Here is a 15,868-nt window from a genome sequence, read left to right as displayed (position 1 = left end):
GCCACTGGCTTTTTTACATGGTAAAGCCATGGTCGATAAACCGTCTGATTTATATATTCCGCCAGATGCGCTGGAAATTATTTTAGAAACGTTTGAAGGCCCGCTCGATTTATTGCTGTATTTAATAAAAAAACACAAGCTTGATGTTCTCGAATTGTCTATTTTTAGTATTACAGAGCAATACATGAGTTATGTTGAAATGATGACTGAGTTTCAACTCGAACTTGCGGGCGAGTATTTAGTGATGGCAGCCTTATTGGCGCAAATAAAATCTCGTTTACTGTTGCCCGTACACAAAGAGCTAGAAGAAGAGGAAGATCCTCGTGCAGAGCTTATTAAACGTTTGCAAGAATACGAGCAATTTAAAAAAGCCGCCGAAAACTTAGACGAAATTCCGCGGGTGGGTCGTGATATTTTTGTAGCCCATGCTGCTATGCCGGTGGCTGAAAATATCACTGAGCAGCTTCCTGAAGTGCAACTTAAAGATTTACTTTTTGCCCTGAGCGATATAATGGCGCGCGCTAAAACACTAGAACATCACTTAATTAGCGCCGAAGTACTTTCTACCCGTGAACGCATGAGCCAAATATTGCAGCAGTTATCACATACTCAATCGGCTTTACCATTTAGTGCACTTTTTACTGTTAATGAAGGGCGAAGCGGTGCAGTGGTTAGCTTTATCGCTATACTTGAGCTGGTAAAAGAAGGGTTAATTACCTGCCTGCAAGTCACATCAGATAGCCTTATTTATGTGAGCCTCAGTAAAAAATCGACTCAATAGTTATTAATAAGCACTCAAAAACAACCTCTTTTAATAACGATTACAATTAACAATAGTTATTAAAAAGCTCCGCATGCAAGTCTTATAATTCTCTACTTATTACCTACTAGTTAATAAAATTGGCTGCGTAAACATACTTCTGTGCGTATATGCACGTAAAGTGTTTGTAAATGTTATTCCTATTTATGCTCTTGCGCGATATTGTAGGTGTAATAACATAAAGGAATAAAGACATGTTTAAAAACTCGCCTGCATCTTACGGGCTTATTGCGATTATTTTACATTGGCTAATGGCATTAACTATCTTTGGTTTATTTGGCCTTGGCTTGTACATGGTAGAACTTACCTACTACGATAGTTGGTATAAAGGCTCATTAGACTTGCATAAAAGCATAGGTTTGACTTTAGCTGCGGTGTTTTTGTTTAGAATTTTATGGCGCTCTTTTTCGACTCAACCTAAGCCACTGGGTACTAACAAAACAATGAACCAAATAGCGCACACTGCCCATATTATTATGTACATTATTTTGGCGGTTATTGTTGTAGCAGGCTATTTAATTTCTACCGCAGATGGGCGAGCTATCGAAGTGTTTACGTTATTCAATGTGCCAGCAATAAACTTTACATTTGACGGACAAGCCGATATTGCTGGGGAAGTGCATTATTACGCAGCCTGCACTTTAATTGGTTTTGCTGTACTGCATGCACTAGGTGCATTAAAACACCATTTTATAGATAAAGATAAAACATTAATTCGAATGATTAAACCAATTAACGCTAAAAATTAATAGCTAATCTGAACTCAGATTAGCTATTAATGTTAACGGGTATTTACCAATAAAAGGATGATTACAATGAAAAAACTACTATTAAGTACCGCGGTATCAGGCGCTATGCTGCTATCGGCAAGTGCTGTAAACGCTGCTGATTATGTGATTGATACACAAGGCGCACACGCGTTTGTAAATTTTAAAATAAAGCATTTAGGCTATAGTTGGTTACATGGTCGCTTTAATACCTTTGACGGTACATTTAGTTATGATGCAAAAACACCAAACGCATCACAGATCACGGTAAACATTGATACCACGAGTTTAGATTCTAACCATGCAGAGCGCGATAAGCATTTACGAGGTAAAGATTTTTTAAATGTTAGTAAATACCCAACGGCAACGTTTAAAAGTACCAGCGTAAAGTTTGATGACGACGATTCTGGTGAAGTGACGGGTGAGTTTACTTTGCATGGAGTTACTAAAACCATTACCTTTGAAATAGATAAAGTAGGCGAAGGTAAAGATCCATGGGGTGGTCATCGTGTAGGTTTTGAAGGCGAAACTAGCCTTAAGTTAGCTGATTATGGCATTGACTACAATTTAGGCCCTGCATCAACTCATGTTGATATTGGTTTATCTATTGAAGGTATTCGTCAGTAATATCTGAAGTAAGCACTTCGATAAAAACGCCACATTATGTGGCGTTTTTTGTTTCTGCTATGCGTGTTTTAAGCTTTATTTTTAAATGCGGAGGTAACCAGCGCATTAATATTTGCGTATAAGCTTGGGTTTGTTTAATTATTTTTAGTTGTTCATTTAACAAAGCAATGTGTTTGGCACCTTGCTGGTTTTTAGTGCAACCTATATAGCCATAACTTAACTCAGGTGACTCTAGAAGGGGGCGCTGTGTTAGGTTTTTATCAAAATTCATAGATTTAGCTAAATAGTAGTGCTCGCTTGGGTAACCTAATAACAAATCAATGCGTTTTAAATTAAGCATATAAGTAAGGCTTGCTAAGCTATCTCGGGTAGGTCTAATAATTAAATTTATATCGGGTGTGGTATTAATAAGTGTGTCTATTTCGTTACCGTAAGAGCGGCTCATAGAAATACCTAAAGTTAACTTATCAGCCGTAATTAAAGAGGCTAACGACACCGCTTTATCAGCAGGTAGCTTAAGTGCTCTACTGAGCTTAATATGCATAGCTACTGCAGGAGAAAGGCCAGTAGTAGAGCTTTCATCAGTAAAGTAAATGCGCTCTTCTCTAAAACTATTTTTATACAGTGACAAAGCACACGTATTGGCTGAGGTATTGGAGAGTTCTTGGATAACTCTGCCCGAAGGAATGAGTATTCTATTAAAAGTAATATTGGGGAGTTGTTTTTCGAGTAAAGAAATAATGCTTTCGTCGCGACCTTGGTGTTTGTTTTCTCCATTTAAAATGTAGTAGGGTGCAAAGTCATGCGTTAACCAGTTAATGGTGTTAGCAATAACTGGTGAGCTGAATAAGCTAAGTATAAAAACAACTAAAAATGCGCGGAGCATTACAAAAATTACCTACTATTATTCTATTAACCTTAAGTGTAGCTAATAAAGTGATAAAAAGTAAAATGCCAGCAACAAGGCTGGCATTTAATTTTGATTATTGCGCTAATAAGTAGGCAAATTATAATCAGTGTAGGTTAGCTGGCTTTTAGCCATTTAACAAATTGACGCGCATCGCTTGCTTTTTGAAACAATGCATTTTTTAAACCTTGTGTATCACTAAAAATTACACGATGTTTGTTTACTGAAATTGACTGCACTGGATGTGCAATTTGGATCATAGACCCGTTATATTTATAAGACATAATAAAACTCACTTTATTCTTGTTATTTATTCTGCGCTATTTTTTATAGCTATATGCAGTTAATAAATTAACGATGTTGTGTTTAGCTTCATTACAGTGTTGACGATCTTTATGACACTTTTGCGATGATAATAAAATCATCTCGGTATTATTTAAGGGGTTCTCGCCGTACAATAACTTAGCTTTTGAATATACGTTTTGCGGGGCTTACTGGATCAGGGTAAATGGTTAACCGCGGTGGTTTATTTAAACCAGAGAGGGAAGGTAACCCAGTTGTATTTTATATGCAAGCTTTTTGTTATATTATTTATGACAGCCACTATCAATAACTTAAAAGGGAAATGATGCAATACCTAGTTATCAGCGATATTTACGGTAAAACACCTTGTTTACAGCAATTAGCTAAGCACTTTAATGCTGAAAACCAAATAGTTGACCCCTATAATGGAGTTCATCAAGCCCTTGAAAATGAAGAGGAATACTATAAGTTATTTATTAAACACTGTGGCCATGACGAATATGCAGCCAAGCTCGAAGAATATTTTAATAAATTAAGCAAACCCACTATTTGTATTGCATTTAGTGCCGGTGCTAGCGCTGCATGGCGGGCACAAGCGAGTACTACAACTACACATCTTAAAAAAGTAATTGCTTTTTATCCTACGCAAATACGTAATTATTTAAATATAGATGCTATTCATCCATGTGAATTCATTTTCCCTGGGTTTGAACCGCACTTTAATGTAGATGAATTAATAACTAATTTATCGGCCAAAAACAATGTGCGCTGTTTAAAAACACTATACCTGCATGGCTTTATGAATCAGCAGTCACAAAATTTTAGTGAATATGGTTACCAATATTTTTATAAAGTTATAAAAACAGCGAATAGCGAAGCGCATTAAAAATGCCCGGCTGCAAATAATAAGTGCGTATAAAAACCACTAAGATTACTTTTACAGTTTTAATTATTATAAGCTGCGCCAATTCAAAAACTCATTTATTAACAGCTATAAAATGGCAAGTTCTGACTATTCATTACTGTAATAGTCGCTATAAAAAGCAACTGCAGACACGCTTAATTTAACATGCTTTAATCGAGGGTAATGTACTTTTGATGGATGTTAGCTTTGCAGTATCAACATATTAATGTGCCCGAACAGGGGCAAAGCATAAAAATAGCAAAAAATGGCCAATGGCAAATTCCGTTGCAACCTATTATTGCTTACATTGATGGTGATGGTGTAGGCCAAGATGTGATGCCTGTAATGCGAAAAGTGGTTGATAGCGCGATAGCGCATTGTTACCAAGCAAAGCGAAAAATTCATTGGATGCAGGTATACAATGGTGAGCAAGCAGCCAAACTATATGATGGTGATTGGTTTCCACAAGAAACAATAAATGCAGTAAGAGAATGTAAAATAGCGATTAAGGGGCCATTAACGACTCCTTTGGGTGGTGGTTTTCGCTCGCTTAACGTTGCACTTAGACAAGAAATGGATTTATTTGTCAATATGCGCACTATAAAAGGCTTTAGTGCATTGCCATCGCCGTTAAAAAATCCTTATTTAACTAATATCACTGTGTTGCGCGATAGCAGTGAGGATGTTTACTCGGGTATAGAGTGGCAAGCTGGTAGTGTTGAAAGCGAAAAAGTACTCGATTTTTTATGCGAAGAAATGGGGGTTACGCGTTTAAGGTTTACCCAAGAATGCGGAATTGGCATTAAAAACATTTCTAAAGAAGGCTCAGAGCGCCTAGTACGTTACGCAATTAATTACGCGCTAAAAAATAACAGCGAATCGCTGACTTTAGTGCACAAAGGTAATGTGCTTAAATTTACTGATGGTGCATTTAAACGCTGGGGCTTTGCACTCGCTAAGCGTGAATACCAAGCCATTGATGATGAAAACGGCCGTTGGTTACATATTCCACGACAAGGGCAGCCACCACTTATAATTAAAGAAGTTATAGCCGATAACATGTTACAGCAGTGTTTAATGCACCCAGAGCAATTTGATGTAGTTGCAACGACTAATCAAAATGGTGACTTTTTAGCAGATATGCTTAGCGCACAAGTAGGTGGAGTAGGCATAATGCCGGCGGCTAATTTAAATAATGAGGTAGCATTTTTTGAGCCCACGCACGGTACATTTGCGCGTATTGCTGGGCAAAATAAAGCGAATCCGAGCAGCAGCATTTTAAGTGCGGTATTAATGCTTAAGTTTATGCAGTGGCATGAGGCGGCTAATTTAATAGAAAATGCCTTAGAGCGCACGTTAGCGGCGGGAGAGGTTACGTTTGATTTGCTATCTGAGCCTCATAACTCGATGCCCTTAAGCTGTACAGACTTTGCACTTAGGGTCATCGAGCACTTTTAAACAACACCATTATTAGGCTGCAGATACGTTAACAAGGTTTACGCGATGCGTACATGCACGATTAGTTAACTGCGCAGCACGATGATAAATAGCATGTGCATCTTGGTCGGTATTAAATGTGCCGCTAAGCGTATCCATTAACGCAACTACAATAATGGCCGGAACTTGGCAGCAATGCTCATCCAGAACAGCTTCTGTTGTTTGCGAGTCTACATTGCAATAAGGGTGGTTATTATGCTGATAAGCATTAAGCAATGTTTGCACGTCTAAAACATCATCCGCATTATGTTTAGTTTTACGACAAGTACAGCCAAATTCATCTACTAAAGTGGCAAGCACCTGATAAATATCATCGCTTGGCATCGCCGCTAGTGGTGCTAACTGCTGCTCAATAAATTGATGAAAATGGCTATTAATAAACAATCCGTCTTGTTGGGTGAAGCTTGATGAAGTTTGCATAATTATTACTCTTAGTTAGTTGGCTTAACTTCACTCTAGCGCTAACTCTAGTATTAATAAAATTGTTGTTTTCAATAACTGATATTGATTATATCAATACTGTTAAATTACGACGAATTTTAGTGTGTTTAGCAAGGCTACATTAAGCCTAATTAGCTTACAGTAGCCACAGTTGTTAATTTTACAAACTAGATACAGAGGCTTAACCACACTGGTATAAGTATCTATTATTAGTAAGTTAACAGATAACACTTAACAATAACCTTGTTACACAGGCAATGGTTTAACCACTAACTAACAATAAAGAGACTGCTATGAAAATTTTTGCTCCTGCTATTATTATCACCACATTAATGCTTTCGGCTTGTGGTAATGAGCCACAAGACAACAGCCACACCGACGTAAAAAACACGGCACAAACAGCGGTAATAGTGCATAACTATCAGTGTGAAAGTGGTAATACAATGGCGGTAACTTACCCCTCTACAGACACTGCAACAGTTGACTATTTAGGTACGGAATACGAAATGAAGATTGCTGTGTCGGCCAGTGGTGCGCGCTATATGAATGACAAGTACGAGTTTTGGACTAAAGCATCAGGAACTGGCTCTGAAGGCACGCTGTTTAGCCATATGCAAGATGGTAGCACCGGTGATGCAATTGAAACATGTACAGCGCTATAAGCCTTATTAATACGCATTAAAGCCTAAGTTTAGGCGAATTTAACGAGTAATTTGCAACACCTACTGTGCAAGTTACTCGTTGTAAATTTTATATACCTTTGCACTAGTATTACTACCTGTCGGCAATTGTTTTTGCAAATTCCAGCAGTTCTCTGCGTAACCATTGGTGCGCCGATGCATGATGCAACAATGGGCTCCAGATCATTTTTACCTCAATAGGTACAATTTGAAAAGGTACTGGGCTGATAACCAAGTTAGTATGCGTAGTTAACAGCTTAGCTTGGCGACGTGGTAATGTTGCAATTAACTTATCTGACTGGCACAGTAAACTGGCAATCATATAATGGCGTGTAAAAACGCGTATTTTTCGAGTTTGTTCTAATTGCCACAGTGCTTCGTCTACCCATCCTAACTTTTGCTTACCAGATTTATTAGTAACAGCGGGCTCAGGCCCCCAGCCTGCACGATTTACCCAAATATGTTCGCTTTTTAAGTAATCTTCTAGGCTCGACTGTTGTAAAAATTGATTATTGGGGTGCGTTAAACAACAATAGTTATCGCGCCAAACCGTAGCTTGGTGAAACGAGCGTGGTAGGCCATTAAAGCGGTTAATTGCTAAATCTATGGTGCCTTTTTCCATATCTTGCAGATTTACATCACTTGGGCTGAGTATATCAAAGTTTATTCCTGGGTTTTTACTCAACTGCTCAGTTATAAAAGGGGCGATTAACGTCGACTCTAAATAATCGTTTGCCATAATTCTAAACGTTACTTTGGCACTTGTCGGATCGAATAGCTCAGTGGGCTGAGTAATTTCTTCAGCCATTTTAAGTAATAACTCTATTTCGGGCTTTAGTGCCAGCGCTTTTGCTGTGGGCGCCATAGAGCCTGAAGCCCGCACCAAAAGCGGGTCGTCAAATAAGTCACGCAGCCGCTTTAACGCATTACTCATAGCAGGTTGGGTAAGTGCGAGTTTATTAGCCGCTTTAGAAACACTTTTTTCGTCTATTAGTACGTTTAGGTACACAAGCAAGTTGAGATCGACATTTCTTATATTCATTTAATCAATCTTATTTATTTACTGTATTAATTATCTAAATTAAAGCCTGCTTGCTAAGGTGTAAACAACTAAAAAATAATAGCCGTAATAAGCCTAGTAAATATGCCAGATACAATAACGAATAAACTGCAAAATAGTACAGTGCAAGATGTGATTGCGACTAAGTTAGCGCGCGCCGTTTTTGCTGGGTTTGAAGCTATGTTTGCCACCTTTTTAAATATAACCTTAGGCGCACAAAGCCGCTTTGAACAGCGACAATATCACGAGGTACAAAGTGCTATGCGCGAGCGCTTACAAGTGTATGAGCGCCAAGTTAAAAGTGTAAGTGAAGCGGTAAAGGTTATTGCCTACGCGGAGTTAAGCTGCCCACAGACCTGGCAATTAGCTAAAAATATTTATGGCAACATGGTAAAAAATCATGAAAACGAGCCAATAGCGCATACTTTTTTTAATTCTACCTTTGGTGCTATTTGGGACGATAAAAAAATACGTACTGTGCATTTATTTGTATTAAAAGCTAAATATCGTACTCAACCTCGACCATACGACAGCTTAGTTAAACGTATTTCATTGCAGCATGGCTTTAATAGCGCAATAAAAACGCTGATCACTAATCAGGTTTTTAGAGTGCCATTTAGTAATTTAAACCAAGATGTTGCCACCCTGCAGGCTACTTTAACGCAAGGTGCTAAGCAACAATGTCGACAAGTTTATGAGTTAATAAACTTAAATGACGGCTATATAGAATATGCATATTCACATTTTTATAGAAACAAAGCCTGTTACTTAATAGGCCGATGCATTGCTAAAAATGGCGATAATATGCCCTTTGCTATTGCCATTTTAAATACCCCCAAGGGGCTTAAAATTGATGCGGTAATGATGGGCGCCGACCAGCTAAGTTTACTATTTGGATTTGCGCGCACGTATTTTATGGTCGATACCGACCAACCAGCGCGTTATGTAGATTACTTAAGTGTACTTATGCCGCATAAACAGCGCTTTGAGCTATTTAATGCGATTGGCTTTATAAAACATGCCAAAACAGAGTTTTATCGTTATAAAGTAGATACCACTAAAAATAGCCCCGCGAGCTTTAAGTATGTGGCTGCGCCAGGTACACCGGGTATGGTAATGCTAGTGTTTACTATTGCTGGCTCAGACCATGTTTATAAAGTAATTAAAGATAAATTTAGCGCACCAAAAACCGCCACTAAAGCGCAAGTAAAAGAAAAATACAACTTTGTAAAACAAGCCGATAGAGTAGGGCGACTGGTAGATACGCATGAGTTTAGGTATTTAGCGTTTGATTTGAGCCGCTTTAGCGAGCAGTTGCTGCAACAAATGAAAGAGCACATTGGGTCCAGTTTAATTATTTCGGGCAAGGCGCTTATTTTAAAACATGTTTATGTTGAGCGAAAAATGACCCCGCTTAATTTATATATAAATGATTGCGACAGCAAAGCACTTGCACAAGTGATGCTAGATTACGGCAGAGCAATTAAAGACTTAGCCGGTGCTAATATTTTCCCTGGGGATATGCTGATGAAAAACTTTGGTGTTACGCGCTGGGGGCGGGTAGTTTTTTATGATTATGACGAAATTTGCCCACTTACCGATTGCAACTTTAGAGAAGTGCCGCAAACGCAAAATGCGCTAGAAGAGCTAAGTTCAGACTCGTATTTTGATATAGAGCCAAATGATATTTTCCCGAGTCAATTTAAAGTGTTTTTTAGTGCTAATGAATTGGCATTTAATGCTTTTAATAGTCATCACAGCGATTTATTTAACGCCCAGTTTTGGCAAACGTGCCAACAACAGGTACAACAAGGCTATTTACCCGACGTGTATCCATATAAACAAAGTTGGCGCTTTAAATAAGGTGTTTTGATCCCCATATATAAATTACATTAATTTAGTTATGCAACGTTTAGTAATAGCGTTTAGTTATATAAAGCTTAGGAGTGGCAATGAAATACATTTCTCATGAAGATGGCATACTTGCATTTAGTGAAACCAATAAACCGGTTTTAAAGAGCCATGAAGTACTGGTAAAAGTAGCCGCCATTGGTGTAAATCGCGCCGATTGTATGCAACGCCAAGGTAAGTATCCGGCGCCAAAAGATGACAGCCAAATATTAGGATTAGAGTGCGCAGGCATCGTTTGCGATATTGGTGGTAAAGTTGATAAAATTTGGCTTAATAAACGCGTTTTTGCTTTATGTGCTGGTGGTGCTTACAGTGAATATGTTGCGGTTGATGCCAAACAGCTAATGGAGTTACCAGATGACGTGTCTATGAGAGAGGGCGCTGCAATAAGTGAAGTATATTTAACAGCATTTGGTGCTTTGTTTGAATTAGGTAAATTACAAGCTGGGCAAACGGCGTTAATTCATGCAGGTGCAAGCGGTGTGGGTGGTGCTGCAATTCAAATGGCTAAAAGCGCAGGGGCAACTGTGGTTATAACCGCAGGTTCAGATGAAAAATGTGCACATGCCAAAGCACTGGGCGCCGATCATGCTATAAACTATAAAACCACTGATTTTGTAGAATATATGAAGGCTAATAACCTAACGGCTAACACAATTGTAGATCCTGTTTCGGGTAGTTATTTAAACAAAAATGCGGCTGTTGCGGCTATGGATTGCCAAATTGTAATGCTGGCATTTTTAGATGGTCGTTTTGCTGAAGTTGATTTTGCCCGTTTACTGCAAAAACGTATCTCGTTTCATGCATCAACACTTAGAAACCGTAGTATAGAGTTTAAACGCGCATTAAGAGATGATTTTGTAGCGCGTTTTTATAGCGATATTGCAAGTAAAAGCTACGATTTTAATTTATATAAAGTGCTACCTTGGAGCCAAGCAAGCGAGGCTCATGCTATTTTAGAGCGCAATGAAAACGCCGGTAAAGTAGTGTTAAGTGTAGAATAAACCAGTACGTGTAATGTATAGGCATTGTTTATGTCTCTGGTAGTCAATATAATTTAGTTATAACACACATAATAAGGTTAATAATGAATCCAATTATCGCCACTTTAAAAGAGCATAATGTTAGCGACGAGCAAATAGCCGAGCTATTTGAAGCATTAACGCAAAACCCAATGATGGCAATGGCCATGGTGCAACAACTTGGTATACCACCTGAAAAACTACAGCAACTAATGGCAGTAGTGATGACTCAGCCGCACTTAATTAAAGAAGCGACAGACGAGTTAGGTTTAGACTTTTCGAAAGTACAAGCCGCAAAAGATAAGTTAAATCAGTAATCCCTCCGCACTTTTAACCAAGGTATAACCTTATACCTTGGTACTTTAGCTCACCTTAAACATGTTTTGTTACATTAGCAATTGAACTGCGATTGATTTTTAGCGTCTTAGTTTTAGTCGATAAAATGGTGGGAATATTGTATGAAAACACTGATTAAATTTTGGAAAAATAACCGTTCATTAATCATATTTATAGCGTTAATGAGCGTATTTAGAAGTGCAGTTGCCGATTGGTACGAAGTACCTACAGGCTCTATGCGGCCCACCATTGAAGTAGGCGACAGAGTTTTAACAAATAAAATGGCTTACGACTTACGCTTACCCTTTACGCATATACCACTAATGAAGTTAGGCGACCCACAAGCAGGTGATATCATAGTATTTGATTCAAAAAAAGCTGATAACCGCTTAATAAAGCGGGTAATAGGCGTACCTGGCGATACTGTGTCGCTTGAGCATAACGAGCTTATTATTAATGGTAAAAAGCTTAACTATGCTCGTTTGCACAGTAATTTAGGTTCACTTGATAAAATTGAAAACTTAAACGGTCATAAACACTCAATAAGAGTAGCCAATAGAGCGTCGCGATTAGCAGGGTTTGATAAAATCACAATCCCGAATAATTACTATTTAGCCATGGGTGATAACCGCGATAACAGTGCCGATTCTCGCGTAATAGGCTTGATCCCGCGTAGCGAAATGTTAGGTAAAGCAGAGCGAGTAATTGTATCGCTTGATTACGATAACTATTATTTACCGCGAACTGATCGATTATTAAAAGCGCTTGAATAAGCGTGTTTGTATTTTAGCAGCTAAATAAAAACCCGGGTTAGACCATTGAGTTGTATTGCATAAAGTAATAAAACGAATGTAAATTGATGGTAATTATAGTAGCTTGATATTCCTGCTATTTTTTAACACCTGTTCAGCAGAGTCAATAATATGAGCTTAAAGACTAAAAAATCGCCTATATTACTGTTCGATGGCGTATGCAATTTATGCACAGGCTCGGTACGCTTCGTGATTGAGCATGATCCATATAAAAAATTTCGCTTTGCGTCATTGCAGTCAACTGTAGCAAAAAACTTACTTAAGCAGCAGGGAAGTGAAGCTACAAGTAAGCTGGGTTCTGTGGTGCTTATTGACGATAGTGGCATTTGGTTTAAGTCAACAGCGGCACTTCGTACTGCTGGGCAGTTATCGGGTTTATGGCCGTTGTTGCAAGTGTTACTCATAATACCTCGGCCATTACGAGATTGGGGTTATGATTTTATTGGTGCTAGACGTTATAAGTGGTTTGGGCGTACAAATGCTTGTTGGTTGCCAGCAGAGGACATAAGTGATCGCTTTTTAGATTAAATTTATAAATAGACTTTTAACTTTAATACGCAAATGCTAAGGGGAATTAATCATGATAGTAAGAATATTTGATAAGCTAACCTTTGCTGTTGCGTTAATTATAGCGTTGCAAGTACCGCAACTTACGGACCATTATCAGCAACATTTAGCAGGCTTGTATCAGGCAACAAAATGGCAAGTTGATGGTTATAAAGCCACCGCCCAAATGCATGCATTTCCCAGTGTTAAAGCAATGATTGATAGACACTTACGCAATAGCGAGCCAAGTGTTAAAACTGATGCACAACAAAAGCTGTTAACCCTTGATTTATTTTCAGATTTAGAAGGTGGAATGACTATATTTAAACAGGGTAACTTTTTTGAAAAACTAATTTATATGTTTACTCCCACCCGTTTCGGTATATTAAAAAATACTATTGATAACTTTAAATTAGGCATACCGCTTACTTTTACCGGTATTGCGTTTGGGCTAGTATTTGGTTTTTTATTAAATCAATTAATTATGCTACCTTTTACAATTTACTCAGTTAAAAAAAGGGCAAGTAAAGTTAACACTATCGAGAAACCAGCCCAATAATAGTATAATTATTTAAATCACCTATATAACTAGGCTCACATATTATGAGAACTGATAGCATTTATGCGATATTTATCGGCAATTTCCCTTTGTTTATTTATGGTTATAAGCATGCTTTTTGGCTGCGCTAGTTATCCTAAGGTTCAAGCCGAACCTAGCTATGCATTTAGCAAAACGCAAAATACTAGCTTAGCTAAAGGCATAGCATTAGAGGCGAGTAAACACCCTGCGAGCTCAGGGTTCTATCTACTTGGTGATGGCCTTGATGCATTTGCAACTAGGCTGTTATTAATAGAAAAAGCCGAAATGTCTATTGATGTGCAGTATTACTTATTTCATAACGATACTACGGCCAAAATATTCACTCATTACTTACTTCGTGCAGCCGATAGAGGCGTGCGGGTACGCATGTTACTAGATGACTTTGGCCACGAAAGCCAAGACGCTTTATTTAGTGCCTTGGTGCAACACCCTAATGTGTCAGTACGGTTATTTAATCCGTTTTCAAATCGCACTTTACCTTATGTTGATTTTTTAACTAATTTTAAACAGATCAATAGGCGCATGCATAACAAGTCGTTTATTGTTGATAATCAGGCGGCTATTATTGGTGGCCGTAATATTGGAGATACTTATTTTTCTGCCAATATTTACACTAACTTTTCTGACTTAGATGTACTTGGCGTGGGGGAATTTGCCCCGCGTGTGGCCACTGCATTTGATTTATATTGGAATCATTCACTCTCGGTAGCGATTAAATATATAGCGCCTGCATCGAGTGCAGCTAAACTAGAACAAGTACGAAAACAACTCGCTAAAATATATACTAGTGAGCAAAGTAAAGCCTATCTACGGCGTTTAGAGTCACTGGATATTATTGATAATTTGCTACGCGGACAGCTAGCACTTTACTGGGCAAACTCTGAATTAGTATACGATCATCCTGATAAAATAATGAATGTGAGTGATGATAATACCGGTTATATGGCCCCAGCATTAAGTAATTTACTTAATGATGCACACAGTGAAGCATTAATTGTTTCACCTTATTTTATTCCCGGTGATGCAGGCGTTGCAAGCTTAAAACGTTGGATTAATACCGGTGCTAATGTGACCATTTTAACCAATTCGCTCTCGGCCAACGACGTACCCGTTGTGCACGCCGGCTATGCAAACTATCGTGAGTCACTTATAGAGGCGGGCGTTAAATTATGGGAGTTACGCGCTACAGTAAAACCTAAGTCTAAGCCTAAAATTAAATCTAAAGATAAAGCAAAACATAAAAAAATCACCGATTTAGCTGGTTCATCAAAAGCGAGCTTACACGCCAAAACAATGATTTTTGATCGTAATACACTTTTTGTTGGCTCAATGAACTTAGATCCACGTTCAATTAATTTAAATACCGAAATAGGTGTTGTAATTTATAGTGACAAAATGGCAAGCACAGCAGCAGATATATTTTTAGAAGAGTTACCTCGCCATGCATGGCGGTTAGATGTCACTAAAACTGAAAATTGGTGGGGTTTTAATCACGACTTACTGTGGTTAGATGAATCAATTACACCCACTAAAGTGGTAAGTAAAAACGCTGAGCCAGAGGCCAGCACCTGGGTACGTTTTCAGGCTTGGTTATTTGGCTATCTGCCTGTGGAACACTTACTTTAATATGTGTTAAATAAGGCAGAGTAACCCCAGTATTAATACTTAACCAGCACTCAGGGTAAGAGGTTTAACAGTTTGAATAATAATGGTATTTAAGGGTGTTTTTTTACAACAAAAGCGCCTCGTATATCTCCCAAATTAAAACCAGTTGCTTTATCACTTGGATAAAGCTCAGTTAATTTATTTTTTACTTCAGGCTTTAATTCACTACCATGGCAAGCTAAGCAAGCTTGCCCTGTAGGAATTGCTTTAACTAAATACCAAGCATCGGCTTTTTGTTCTTGATGTTCAATACTTGCTATAGGTTCGCCATTTTCTTTACGCTGCTCAAAATCGAGCAGTATTGAATTTAGCCACTCGTTAGCTTGGTTATTAGGATTACGCACTTTTAATGATGTACGACTAATTTCCCACTCATTCGCACTGTGTTGTAGTGCAATAGCCGGCGCACTAATATTGCATACTTCAATTGCTGCAACAGGGCCATTTGCTTTCATGGTACTTACTAAAACATTTTTTAAATCAGTTGAAAATGCTTTAACAGTGCTACGAGCAAAGTACGCATCGTCGCTATTAGCTAATACGCTTGATGAAACAAACAAGCTGGTAAATAATAAAATAGAGCGCATAATACACCTTTATATATTAGAGGCTTCTAATGTACAGCTGGGCAATAATTTGTTCAAGCTTTTTTATCGCTAATTATCCGAAGCTCAGATTAATTAAAGTACTGTATAAATTATAGCTGCAAAGAGCTTAGCTAAATGATGGTAAACCCAAAATATAAATTACATAATAAGGTAGCTAATAATGACAATTAAAAATGATGACAGCGCTGAATATGCATTATCGCAGCAAAGTAGGGCGCTTGATGATCCGCTAGAAGCAATTAAAAACATGCGTTTAGAGCAGTTGGCCGTATGTAAGCTAAAAGCCGATAAAGAGATGCAAACTATGAAAGCAGAATCTACCCCTGACAAAAATATACAATAACGTAAAGCAGCTTACTGG

At 38.1% G+C, this 15,868-nt stretch carries 19 protein-coding genes; 14 read left to right on the top strand and 5 right to left on the bottom strand.

What is annotated here, in order from left to right; genetic code table 11:
• The first annotated feature begins 28 nt into the window (after window positions 1–28).
• The 3 genes from AAEZ22_RS00215 to AAEZ22_RS00205 all read left to right on the top strand — a co-directional run bounded on the left by AAEZ22_RS00215 (window position 29) and on the right by AAEZ22_RS00205 (window position 2,214).
• Window positions 29–781, top strand: a complete 753-nt coding sequence (locus AAEZ22_RS00215; protein ID WP_089368950.1) for a segregation and condensation protein A — start codon at window positions 29–31, stop codon at window positions 779–781.
• Between the two features lie 233 nt (window positions 782–1,014).
• Window positions 1,015–1,569 carry a cytochrome b gene (locus tag AAEZ22_RS00210; protein ID WP_011327979.1) on the top strand — a complete coding sequence of 185 codons (555 nt, stop codon included), beginning with the start codon at window positions 1,015–1,017 and terminating at the stop codon, window positions 1,567–1,569.
• A 66-nt stretch (window positions 1,570–1,635) separates the two neighbouring features.
• Window positions 1,636–2,214, top strand: a complete 579-nt coding sequence (locus AAEZ22_RS00205) for a YceI family protein (RefSeq protein ID WP_011327980.1) — start codon at window positions 1,636–1,638, stop codon at window positions 2,212–2,214.
• A 34-nt stretch (window positions 2,215–2,248) separates the two neighbouring features.
• Here AAEZ22_RS00205 and AAEZ22_RS00200 read toward each other — a convergent pair whose 3' ends face one another.
• Together AAEZ22_RS00200 and AAEZ22_RS00195 are read right to left on the bottom strand one after the other, a co-directional pair.
• A complete protein-coding gene (locus AAEZ22_RS00200) occupies window positions 2,249–3,100 on the bottom strand; it encodes a transporter substrate-binding domain-containing protein (RefSeq protein ID WP_011327981.1) in 852 nt (283 codons plus the stop codon).
• Between the two features lie 137 nt (window positions 3,101–3,237).
• On the bottom strand, window positions 3,238–3,405 hold the full coding sequence (locus AAEZ22_RS00195; RefSeq protein ID WP_007375427.1) for a hypothetical protein: 168 nt from the start codon (window positions 3,403–3,405) through the stop codon (window positions 3,238–3,240).
• 341 nt (window positions 3,406–3,746) lie between these two features.
• Between AAEZ22_RS00195 and AAEZ22_RS00190 the strand changes: the two genes are divergently transcribed.
• A complete protein-coding gene (locus AAEZ22_RS00190; protein WP_231613459.1) occupies window positions 3,747–4,310 on the top strand; it encodes a hypothetical protein in 564 nt (187 codons plus the stop codon).
• Window positions 4,311–4,535: 225 nt separating this feature from the next.
• Window positions 4,536–5,786 (top strand): NADP-dependent isocitrate dehydrogenase, encoded by a 1,251-nt coding sequence (gene icd, locus AAEZ22_RS00185; RefSeq protein ID WP_041454683.1) that lies wholly within the window; start codon window positions 4,536–4,538, stop codon window positions 5,784–5,786.
• A gap of 12 nt (window positions 5,787–5,798) precedes the next feature.
• Here the strand turns inward: icd and AAEZ22_RS00180 are convergent, their stop codons facing one another.
• A complete protein-coding gene (locus tag AAEZ22_RS00180; RefSeq protein WP_086995586.1) occupies window positions 5,799–6,245 on the bottom strand; it encodes a hypothetical protein in 447 nt (148 codons plus the stop codon).
• Window positions 6,246–6,559: 314 nt separating this feature from the next.
• Here AAEZ22_RS00180 and AAEZ22_RS00175 point away from each other — a divergent pair, with 314 nt between their 5' ends.
• Window positions 6,560–6,928, top strand: a complete 369-nt coding sequence (locus AAEZ22_RS00175; protein WP_011327986.1) for an MliC family protein — start codon at window positions 6,560–6,562, stop codon at window positions 6,926–6,928.
• Window positions 6,929–7,040: 112 nt separating this feature from the next.
• Here AAEZ22_RS00175 and AAEZ22_RS00170 read toward each other — a convergent pair whose 3' ends face one another.
• Window positions 7,041–7,988 carry a LysR family transcriptional regulator gene (locus tag AAEZ22_RS00170; protein WP_011327987.1) on the bottom strand — a complete coding sequence of 316 codons (948 nt, stop codon included), beginning with the start codon at window positions 7,986–7,988 and terminating at the stop codon, window positions 7,041–7,043.
• Between the two features lie 102 nt (window positions 7,989–8,090).
• Here AAEZ22_RS00170 and aceK point away from each other — a divergent pair, with 102 nt between their 5' ends.
• The 7 genes from aceK (at window position 8,091) to AAEZ22_RS00135 (ending at window position 14,860) form a co-directional block, all read left to right on the top strand.
• A complete protein-coding gene (gene aceK / locus AAEZ22_RS00165; protein WP_011327988.1) occupies window positions 8,091–9,869 on the top strand; it encodes a bifunctional isocitrate dehydrogenase kinase/phosphatase in 1,779 nt (592 codons plus the stop codon).
• 89 nt (window positions 9,870–9,958) lie between these two features.
• Entirely contained in the window at window positions 9,959–10,921 is a 963-nt protein-coding gene (locus tag AAEZ22_RS00160; RefSeq protein WP_086995580.1) for a zinc-binding dehydrogenase, read from the top strand.
• Between the two features lie 83 nt (window positions 10,922–11,004).
• Complete coding sequence (locus tag AAEZ22_RS00155; protein ID WP_058373242.1) at window positions 11,005–11,256, top strand: DUF2999 domain-containing protein; 252 nt, start codon at window positions 11,005–11,007, stop codon at window positions 11,254–11,256.
• 141 nt (window positions 11,257–11,397) lie between these two features.
• Window positions 11,398–12,048 carry a signal peptidase I gene (gene lepB / locus AAEZ22_RS00150; protein WP_089368176.1) on the top strand — a complete coding sequence of 217 codons (651 nt, stop codon included), beginning with the start codon at window positions 11,398–11,400 and terminating at the stop codon, window positions 12,046–12,048.
• Window positions 12,049–12,198: 150 nt separating this feature from the next.
• Entirely contained in the window at window positions 12,199–12,615 is a 417-nt protein-coding gene (locus AAEZ22_RS00145; RefSeq protein ID WP_089368177.1) for a thiol-disulfide oxidoreductase DCC family protein, read from the top strand.
• 52 nt (window positions 12,616–12,667) lie between these two features.
• Window positions 12,668–13,192 carry a DUF2937 family protein gene (locus AAEZ22_RS00140; RefSeq protein ID WP_339684772.1) on the top strand — a complete coding sequence of 175 codons (525 nt, stop codon included), beginning with the start codon at window positions 12,668–12,670 and terminating at the stop codon, window positions 13,190–13,192.
• Between the two features lie 111 nt (window positions 13,193–13,303).
• The gene (locus AAEZ22_RS00135; protein WP_352295697.1) at window positions 13,304–14,860 is read left to right on the top strand and encodes a phospholipase D family protein; all 1,557 of its coding nucleotides are present in this window, start codon (window positions 13,304–13,306) and stop codon (window positions 14,858–14,860) included.
• An 89-nt stretch (window positions 14,861–14,949) separates the two neighbouring features.
• Here the strand turns inward: AAEZ22_RS00135 and AAEZ22_RS00130 are convergent, their stop codons facing one another.
• The gene (locus AAEZ22_RS00130) at window positions 14,950–15,486 is read right to left on the bottom strand and encodes a Tll0287-like domain-containing protein (RefSeq protein WP_179806639.1); all 537 of its coding nucleotides are present in this window, start codon (window positions 15,484–15,486) and stop codon (window positions 14,950–14,952) included.
• 181 nt (window positions 15,487–15,667) lie between these two features.
• Here AAEZ22_RS00130 and AAEZ22_RS00125 point away from each other — a divergent pair, with 181 nt between their 5' ends.
• Entirely contained in the window at window positions 15,668–15,850 is a 183-nt protein-coding gene (locus tag AAEZ22_RS00125; protein ID WP_179806638.1) for a hypothetical protein, read from the top strand.
• The last annotated feature ends 18 nt before the right edge of the window (window positions 15,851–15,868 follow it).

This window comes from Pseudoalteromonas sp. 20-MNA-CIBAN-0454 (assembly GCF_040308685.1).
Classification (GTDB): domain Bacteria; phylum Pseudomonadota; class Gammaproteobacteria; order Enterobacterales; family Alteromonadaceae; genus Pseudoalteromonas; species Pseudoalteromonas nigrifaciens.
Note: the sequence above shows the minus strand (reverse complement) of the source record. Positions and strands in the feature narration are given on the sequence as shown.

Bases quoted from the DNA above. Each gene is read 5' to 3' on its own strand.
- AAEZ22_RS00155 (WP_058373242.1), top strand. From the start codon at position 11,005: ATGAATCCAATTATCGCCACTTTAAAAGAGCATAATGTTAGCGACGAG.
- AAEZ22_RS00200 (WP_011327981.1), bottom strand. From the start codon at position 3,100: ATGCTCCGCGCATTTTTAGTTGTTTTTATACTTAGCTTATTCAGCTCA.
- AAEZ22_RS00205 (WP_011327980.1), top strand. From the start codon at position 1,636: ATGAAAAAACTACTATTAAGTACCGCGGTATCAGGCGCTATGCTGCTA.
- AAEZ22_RS00180 (WP_086995586.1), bottom strand. From the start codon at position 6,245: ATGCAAACTTCATCAAGCTTCACCCAACAAGACGGATTGTTTATTAAT.
- AAEZ22_RS00190 (WP_231613459.1), top strand. From the start codon at position 3,747: ATGATGCAATACCTAGTTATCAGCGATATTTACGGTAAAACACCTTGT.
- aceK (WP_011327988.1), top strand. From the start codon at position 8,091: ATGCCAGATACAATAACGAATAAACTGCAAAATAGTACAGTGCAAGAT.
- AAEZ22_RS00125 (WP_179806638.1), top strand. From the start codon at position 15,668: ATGACAATTAAAAATGATGACAGCGCTGAATATGCATTATCGCAGCAA.
- lepB (WP_089368176.1), top strand. From the start codon at position 11,398: ATGAAAACACTGATTAAATTTTGGAAAAATAACCGTTCATTAATCATA.
- AAEZ22_RS00215 (WP_089368950.1), top strand. From the start codon at position 29: ATGGTCGATAAACCGTCTGATTTATATATTCCGCCAGATGCGCTGGAA.
- AAEZ22_RS00195 (WP_007375427.1), bottom strand. From the start codon at position 3,405: ATGTCTTATAAATATAACGGGTCTATGATCCAAATTGCACATCCAGTG.
- AAEZ22_RS00160 (WP_086995580.1), top strand. From the start codon at position 9,959: ATGAAATACATTTCTCATGAAGATGGCATACTTGCATTTAGTGAAACC.
- AAEZ22_RS00130 (WP_179806639.1), bottom strand. From the start codon at position 15,486: ATGCGCTCTATTTTATTATTTACCAGCTTGTTTGTTTCATCAAGCGTA.
- AAEZ22_RS00140 (WP_339684772.1), top strand. From the start codon at position 12,668: ATGATAGTAAGAATATTTGATAAGCTAACCTTTGCTGTTGCGTTAATT.
- AAEZ22_RS00170 (WP_011327987.1), bottom strand. From the start codon at position 7,988: ATGAATATAAGAAATGTCGATCTCAACTTGCTTGTGTACCTAAACGTA.
- AAEZ22_RS00175 (WP_011327986.1), top strand. From the start codon at position 6,560: ATGAAAATTTTTGCTCCTGCTATTATTATCACCACATTAATGCTTTCG.
- AAEZ22_RS00145 (WP_089368177.1), top strand. From the start codon at position 12,199: ATGAGCTTAAAGACTAAAAAATCGCCTATATTACTGTTCGATGGCGTA.
- AAEZ22_RS00210 (WP_011327979.1), top strand. From the start codon at position 1,015: ATGTTTAAAAACTCGCCTGCATCTTACGGGCTTATTGCGATTATTTTA.
- AAEZ22_RS00135 (WP_352295697.1), top strand. From the start codon at position 13,304: ATGCTTTTTGGCTGCGCTAGTTATCCTAAGGTTCAAGCCGAACCTAGC.